At 73.7% G+C, this 6,837-nt stretch carries 7 protein-coding genes and 1 pseudogene; 4 read left to right on the top strand and 4 right to left on the bottom strand.

What is annotated here, in order from left to right; translation table 11 throughout:
* A partial coding sequence (locus tag MTQ10_RS03260) for an alpha/beta hydrolase family esterase (RefSeq protein WP_247461973.1) occupies nucleotides 1–844 on the top strand: 844 nt, incomplete at its 5' end.
* Nucleotides 845–863: 19 nt separating this feature from the next.
* Here MTQ10_RS03260 and MTQ10_RS03255 read toward each other — a convergent pair.
* Both MTQ10_RS03255 and MTQ10_RS03250 read right to left on the bottom strand, forming a co-directional pair.
* Nucleotides 864–1,151, bottom strand: coding sequence for a YiaA/YiaB family inner membrane protein (locus tag MTQ10_RS03255; protein WP_247461971.1), 288 nt, complete (start codon nucleotides 1,149–1,151; stop codon nucleotides 864–866).
* 84 nt (nucleotides 1,152–1,235) lie between these two features.
* Nucleotides 1,236–2,387, bottom strand: coding sequence for an acyl-CoA dehydrogenase family protein (locus tag MTQ10_RS03250; RefSeq protein ID WP_247461981.1), 1,152 nt, complete (start codon nucleotides 2,385–2,387; stop codon nucleotides 1,236–1,238).
* Between the two features lie 81 nt (nucleotides 2,388–2,468).
* Between MTQ10_RS03250 and MTQ10_RS03245 the strand changes: the two genes are divergently transcribed.
* From MTQ10_RS03245 to MTQ10_RS03235, 3 genes and pseudogenes are all read left to right on the top strand, one after another.
* Entirely contained in the window at nucleotides 2,469–3,101 is a 633-nt protein-coding gene (locus MTQ10_RS03245; protein WP_247461970.1) for a TetR/AcrR family transcriptional regulator, read from the top strand.
* Between the two features lie 60 nt (nucleotides 3,102–3,161).
* A complete protein-coding gene (locus tag MTQ10_RS03240) occupies nucleotides 3,162–3,911 on the top strand; it encodes an ArsR/SmtB family transcription factor (protein ID WP_282611725.1) in 750 nt (249 codons plus the stop codon).
* 162 nt (nucleotides 3,912–4,073) lie between these two features.
* Nucleotides 4,074–4,199 (top strand): annotated as a pseudogene (locus tag MTQ10_RS03235) (EamA family transporter); the annotation flags it as partial.
* Nucleotides 4,200–4,337: 138 nt separating this feature from the next.
* Here the strand turns inward: MTQ10_RS03235 and MTQ10_RS03230 are convergent.
* The gene (locus tag MTQ10_RS03230; RefSeq protein WP_247461968.1) at nucleotides 4,338–5,420 is read right to left on the bottom strand and encodes a Zn-dependent alcohol dehydrogenase; all 1,083 of its coding nucleotides are present in this window, start codon (nucleotides 5,418–5,420) and stop codon (nucleotides 4,338–4,340) included.
* 16 nt (nucleotides 5,421–5,436) lie between these two features.
* Nucleotides 5,437–6,825: an aldehyde dehydrogenase family protein gene (locus tag MTQ10_RS03225; RefSeq protein WP_247461966.1), complete on the bottom strand. Its 1,389-nt coding sequence runs from the start codon at nucleotides 6,823–6,825 to the stop codon at nucleotides 5,437–5,439.
* Nucleotides 6,826–6,837 lie beyond the last annotated feature (12 nt).

The raw sequence follows: 6,837 nt of genomic DNA, 5'->3' as shown, positions 1-6,837 counted from the left end.
CCCGGACGCAGGCCCCGGCACCGCCGCCCCCGCCCCCGTCGTGCTCCTGCTGCACGGTTCGAACCAGACCGGTGAGAAGCTGCGCGCCTTCACCGGCCGTGCCTTCGACCGGCTCGCCACCGCGCACGGAGCCGTCGTGGCGTACCTCGACGGCCACAAGGGGCACTGGAACGACGCCCGTGTCTCCAACGCGTTCGCGGCCCGCACGGAGGGGTACGACGACGTCGCGTTCGTACGCGCCGCGGTCGAGCGGCTGGTGGAGCGGTACGGCGGTGATCCGGCCCGGGTCCACGCCGTCGGGTACTCCAACGGCGGGCAGATGGTGATCCGGCTCGTCCATGAGATCCCGGACCTGCTGGCCGGGGCGGCGGTCCTGTCCGCGACACAGCCGGCGCCGGAGAACTTCGCCCCGCACGAGACCCGGGACCGTCCGGTGCCGGTGATGTTCGTGCACGGCACGAAGGATCCACTGGTGCCCTACGCGGGCGGCATGGCGAGCATGTGGGGGTTCCGGCCGCGCGGCCTCGGCCTGTCCGCGCCGGAGACCGCCCGCTACTACGCGCGCCGCAACGGCATCACCGCGCCACCCGCCACGGAGACGGTCCCGACCGGCACGCCCGCCGGCCGCCGGGCGCGGACCTCGGTGGAGGCGACCCGGTACGGCGAGCCCGGCCGCGCACCCGTCGTGCTGTACACGGTCCACGGCGGCGGCCACACCGTCCCCGGCACCCGCAGGGCCCCGTTCCTCATGGGCCGTACGGACCTGGGCTTCGACACGGTCGCGGCGACCGCCGCCTTCTTCCGTCTGCCGGGCGACCGCGCGGGGCGTCCCGCCCGGTCGTGAGCGGCGGGCGGCGGTGGTGTCAGAGCTTCTCGAACGGGTCGTGCTCGGCGAGGAGTTTCTCCAGCCGGGCCTGGTCCACCCGGCTGATGATCTGCCCGGCCTCCTGCCGGTCGCGGATCACCTTGGCGAGGGTGAACGCGGAGGTGACGAGATAGAGCACCGCGATGGCGAGGAAGCCGCGCACCCAGGCGTCGGCGTTCAGCCGCCAGATGCCGACGGCCGTGGCGGCCATCGCCACGGCGAAGGAGGCGACGGCCTGACCGTAGAAGGCGGCCGTGCTCTGCTGCTTGACCGGTGTGTCACTCATGCGCCAAGCGTGCTCCGGGCGTGAGGCGCGCCACATCCGTCGGCGTACTCAGAAGGCACTGAGTACGCGGAACGCGCCCGGCGCTCAGAACGCCGAGACCCCTGTCAGCGCACGGCCGATGACGAGTTTCTGGATCTGGCTCGTGCCCTCGTACAGCGTCATCACGCGCGCGTCGCGCAGCAGTTTGCCCGCCGGGTACTCGTCGATGTAGCCGTAACCGCCGTGCACCTGGAGGGCGTTGTTGGCGGCGCGCACCGCGGCCTCGGAGGCGAACAGCTTGGCCTTGGAGGACTCCACGGCGAACGGCTCGCCCCGGTCGACGAGGTCGGCGACGCGCCAGGTGAGCAGGCGGGCGGCGTCCACGTCGACCGCTATGTCGCTGATCAGCTCCTGCACGAGCTGGTGGTGGGCGATGGTCTTGCCGAACTGCTCGCGCTCGCCCGCGTACCGTACGGCCGCGTCGAGGGCGGCCTGGGCGATGCCGACGCAGCCGGCGGCGACCGACATGCGTCCCTTGGCGAGGGCCGACATGGCGATCCTGAAGCCCTGCCCCTCCTCCCCCAGGATCGCGGAGGCGGGGACGCGGACGTCCTCCAGGACGAGTTCGGCGGTGGCCTGGCCGCGCAGGCCGAGCTTGCCGTGGACGGTACGGCGGGTCAGGCCGGGGGTGTCGGCGGGCACGAGGAAGGCGGTCACGCCGCGGTGGCCGGGGGCGTCGGTGGAGCGGGCGAAGAGCAGCACGACATCGGCCCAGGTGCCGTTGGTGATGAACATCTTGCTGCCGTTGATGACGTAGTCGTCGCCGTCCCGACGGGCGCGGGTGGCGAGGTTGCCGGCGTCGGAGCCGGTGCCGGGCTCGGTCAGCCCGAAGCAGCCGACGAGTTCACCCGCCGTCAGACCGGGCAGCCAGCGCCGCTTCTGCTCCTCGCTCCCCCAGGCGGCGATCGTCTTGGCGACCAGGCCGAGGGAGACGGAGACGATGCCGCGCACGGACGAGTCGCCGCGGCCGAGTTCCTCCGTGACGAGGCAGTAGGCGAGGTGGTCGCCGCCGGAGCCGCCGTACTCCTCGTCGACGGTCAGACCGAGGAAGCCGACCTCGCCGAGCTTCTTCACGATCGACCGGTCGATCTCCTCCGCCCGGTCCCAGGCGACGACATGCGGGGTGATCTCGCGTTCCACGAAGTCCCGGGCGAGCTGCCGTACGGCGGTCTGCTCCTCGCTCAGCTCCAGGTTCACCACGCCACCACCCCATATCTTGAAAGCCGTACATTTAAATTAGCACTGCTAGTTTCTGATCGCAGCCCTACTATGTGCGCCATGGCCCGACCGCGCAAGCCCCTGCTCAGCACCGACCGGATCGTCGAGACGGCTCGGGAACTCGTGGACGCGGAGGGCCTCGCGGCCGTCTCCACGCGCCGCCTCGCCGCCGAACTGGGAGTGAGCGGGCCCTCCCTCTACAACCACTTCCGCACCAAGGACGAGATCCTCGAGGCGGTCGCGGACTCGGTGAGCGCGCAGGTCGATCTGTCGATGTTCGAGGACGGCCGGGACTGGCGGACCGCGCTGCACGACTGGGCCGTCTCCTACCGGGCCGCGCTGCGCGACCATCCGAACATCGTGCCGGTCCTCGCCCGCGGCCCCGGACGCCGCCCGGCCGCACTGCGGCTCGCCGACGCGGTGTACGGCGCGATGGTGGACGCGGGCTGGCCGCCGGCACAGGCCACCTCGATCGGCGCGCTGATGCGGTACTTCATCATGGGCTCCGCCCTCGGCTCGTTCGCCGGGGGCTTCGTGGAGGACCCGGCCGCGTACGACCCGGCCGACTATCCGCACCTCGGGCAGGCCCATCTCCTCGCCGAACAGCAGGAGAAGATCGACGAACGGGCCTTCGAGACGGGGCTGACCGCGCTGCTGGACGGGCTGGCCCAGCAGTACGAGCGACTGCGCTGACGCCGCCCGCCGCCGATGATCCGGCGGACGCCGAAACGTCCGTGCCGCATCCTTGACGGCATGACCGCGAGCGCCCCGAGCAACAGCAGGAAGACCGGCGGGAGGACCACCGCCGGGCAGGCCGCCGGGCTCGCCCGGCTGGCCGGGCTGATGGCCGACGAGACGCGCGCCGCGTGCCTGCTCGCGCTGCTGGACGGGCGGGCGTGGACCGCGGGCGAGCTGGCCCGGTACGCCGGGGTGGCCGCCTCCACCATCAGCGAGCACCTCGGCAGACTCGTCGCGGGCGGGCTGCTCACCGAGGAGCGGCAGGGCCGGCACCGCTACGTCCGCCTCGCCGACGCGCGGATCGCCCAGCTGGTGGAGGACCTCGCCGCGCAGGTCGCGCCGCAGGCACCGGCCCGGCCGCGGAGCCTGCGGGAGGTGAGCGCCGGGTCGGCGATGGCGCGCGGCAGGACGTGTTACGACCATCTCGCCGGGCGGCTCGGCATCGCCGTGACGGACGCGCTGACCGACCGGGGCCTGCTGCGGCAGGACACGGGGTTCGCGCTGACGGACGCGGGCGTGGCGTGGTTCGAGGCCGTCGGTATCGGGCTGCCGCGCGGCGGCCGGCGCCCGCTGGTCCGGGCCTGCCTCGACTGGACCGAGCGGCGACCGCATCTCGCGGGGGCCGCGGGGGCGGCGCTGTGCCGGCACGCCTTCGAGGCCGGCTGGTGCGTGCGGGTGGGGTCCGAGCGGGCCGTGAAGGTGACACCGTCCGGTGAACGGGCCCTGACGGAGCTGCTCGGCATCGCACCGGAAGCCCTGCGGTGACACGGCCGTCCCTCGGCCCCCCGGCCCGCCGGTCCCGCGTCACGGCGACCGGGCGCACGCACACGGCGCACGGTGCAGGCCACACGGCGCACGACGCACGACGCACGGCGCACGGCGCACGGCGCACGGCGCACGGCAGTCCTCGTCGGATCAGGAGCACGCATGAACGCCTCCCCCCGCCCCCGGTTCCTCGCCACGGGTGCCGCCGCCGTCACCGTCGTGCCGATGGCGTCGGCCTTCGTGTCGATCCGCAGTGCGGGCGACGCCTGCTCGCCGGGCGCGCCGGCTGCCAGCCCTTCGTACGGCGCCACGGCGAGTCGGCGAAGGGGCTGTCCCCGGTGAACACGGCACGCCTCTCGTCCGGCCGGACGCGCGCCCTCGTCCGGACGGGCGCGCGCCGCCTCCGCCCCGTGCTGATCCCGCCCGTCAGAAGACGACGAGCGCCCGTCCGCCCTTGCCGGCGAGCATGTTGTCGAAGGCGGCCGGGATGCCGTCGAGGGCGATCCGCTCGGTGACCAGGGCGCCGAGGTCGAGCCGGCCCGCGCGGACGTGCTCGGCGAGGACGGGCAGGTCGGCGGCCGGGTCGCAGTTGCCGTAGACGCAGCCGCTCAGGGTGCGGCCCCAGTGGAAGATCTCCAGGGCGTTGAAGGTGACCTGCTGGTCCTTGCCGCCGATGCCGACGACGGTGGTGCGTCCGCCGCGTCGGGTGGAGTCCCAGGCGGCACGGATGGACACGGCGCGGCCGACGCACTCCACGGCCACGTCCACGCCCTGCCTGCCGGTGAGGGCGCGGATCTCGCGGGCGGTGTTCTCGGAGGCGAGGACGTACTCGGTGGCTCCCGCGGCGCGGGCGAGTTCCTCCTTCTCGGGCGACACGTCGACGGCGACAATCGTGCAGGCCCCGGCGATGCGCGCCGCCTGGAGGGTGGCGAGGCCGACGCCGCCGACTCCGAACACGGCGACGCTCTCGCCGGCGCGGACGCGGGCGGAGTGGTGGACGGCGCCGTACCCGGTGAGGACGGCGCAGCCGAGGAGGGCCGCGTCGGTGAGCGGCACGCCGTCGGGCAGCGGCAGGGCGCAGGAGGCGGGGACGACGGTCTCCTCGGCGAACGCGGCCACGTTGAGTCCGGGGTGCAGATCGGTGCCGTCGGCGGTGCGGGCGTACACGTTCCCGGAGCCGGTGAGGGCGTCGGCGCACAGCCAGACCTCGCCGAGCGTGCAGGCGAGGCAGGTGCCGCAGGACGGTGCCCAGTTGAGGACGACGGGGTCGCCGGGTGCGAGATGTGTGACGCCCTCGCCGACGGCGACGACGGTGCCGGCGCCCTCGTGGCCGAGGACGGCGGGGACGGGGACGCGCATGGTGCCGTTGGACAGGGACAGGTCGGAGTGGCAGACGCCGGCGGCGGCCAGCCGGACGCGGACCTGGCCGGGTCCGGGGTCGGGCAGCTCGATCTCGGTGATCTCCAGGGGGGCACCGACGGCGGGGAGTACGGCGGCTCGGACGGCCATGATGGTCGCAACGCTCCTAGAACTGGAGGGACTTGGTCTGGAGGTACTCGGCGAGTCCGTGGGCGCCGAGTTCGCGGCCGATGCCGGACTGCTTGTAGCCACCGAACGGGGCGCGGGGGTTGAAGCGTCCGCCGTTGATGTCGACCTGGCCGGTCTCCATGCGCCGGGCGAAGGCCACCGCCTCGGCCTCGTCGGCGGCCCAGACGGCGCCCGCGAGACCGTACACCGTGCCGTTGGCGATGCGCAGGGCGTCCTCCTCGTCCTCGTAGCGCAGGATCGTGAGGACGGGGCCGAAGATCTCCTCCTGGGCGATGGTCATCTCGGGGGTGACGTCGGCGAAGACGGTGGGGCTGACCCAGTAGCCGCGCTCGCGCGGGTAGTCGGGGCCGCCCGCGACGAGGCGGGCACCCTCGGTGATGCCCTGCTCGATGTAGGCGCGGACGCGCCGGCGCTGCTTGTCGCTGACGAGCGGGCCGATGCGGTCGGTGTATTTGGCGGCGGCGGTCGCGGCGAGGGAGACGGCCTCGTCGTACTGTTCGCGGTGGACGAGCATGCGGGTCCAGGCGCTGCATGTCTGGCCGGAGTTGGACATCACGTTGGCGACGCCGACGGCCACGGCGCGGGCGAGGTCGGCGCCGGGCAGGATGACGTTGGCGGACTTGCCGCCCAGTTCGAGGGCGACCTTCTTGACGGCGGCGCCGGCGACCGCGCCGATCTGCCGGCCGACTGCGGTGGAGCCGGTGAAGGAGACCAGGTCGACGCCGGGGTGCTCGGCGAGGGCCTGTCCGGCGACCGGGCCGAGGCCGGTGACCAGGTTGAACACGCCGGCCGGGACACCGGCGTCGTGCACGGCCTCCGCGAAGAGCTGGGCGACGAGCGGGGTGTCCTCGGCGGGCTTCAGCACGATGGTGCAGCCGGCCGCGAGGGCGGGGGCGACCTTGGCGACGACCTGGTGGAGCGGGTAGTTCCAGGGGGTGATGGCGCCGACCACGCCGACGGGTTCGAGGAGGACGGTGGAGTTGCCGACCTTCTCCTCGAAGGAGTACGACGCGGCCAGTTCGGCGTAGGAGCCGGCGACGGCGACGGGGACGGCCGCGTGGACGGCCTGGGAGAAGGGCAGTGGTGAGCCGAGTTCGGCGGTGACGGTCTCGGCGATCTCGTCCTTGCGGGCCTCCAGGGAGTCCCGCAGTGCGGTGAGGCGGGCGGCCCGCTCGGCGGGCGGGGTCGCGGCCCAGCCGGGCAGCGCGGCGCGGGCGGCGCGTACGGCGGTGTCGATGTCGAGCGCGGTGCCGGCGGGGACGGTGGCGATGACCCGTTCCTCGGCCGGGTCGACGACCTCGATCACGTCCTGGCCCGCGGCGGGGCGCCAGGCGCCGTCGATGTAGATCGCGTCGTGTGCCTTCATCGTGCTCCTCCC

Source organism: Streptomyces sp. XM83C (assembly GCF_023072675.1).
Lineage (GTDB): Bacteria > Actinomycetota > Actinomycetes > Streptomycetales > Streptomycetaceae > Streptomyces > Streptomyces thermocoprophilus.
The sequence above is the reverse complement of the archived record's forward strand: the minus strand, read 5'-3'. Positions and strand labels throughout refer to the sequence as shown.

Coding starts and splice junctions, on each gene's coding strand:
- MTQ10_RS03255 (WP_247461971.1), bottom strand. CDS start 1,151: ATGAGTGACACACCGGTCAAGCAGCAGAGCACGGCCGCCTTCTACGGT.
- MTQ10_RS03245 (WP_247461970.1), top strand. CDS start 2,469: ATGGCCCGACCGCGCAAGCCCCTGCTCAGCACCGACCGGATCGTCGAG.
- MTQ10_RS03240 (WP_282611725.1), top strand. CDS start 3,162: ATGACCGCGAGCGCCCCGAGCAACAGCAGGAAGACCGGCGGGAGGACC.
- MTQ10_RS03230 (WP_247461968.1), bottom strand. CDS start 5,420: ATGGCCGTCCGAGCCGCCGTACTCCCCGCCGTCGGTGCCCCCCTGGAG.
- MTQ10_RS03225 (WP_247461966.1), bottom strand. CDS start 6,825: ATGAAGGCACACGACGCGATCTACATCGACGGCGCCTGGCGCCCCGCC.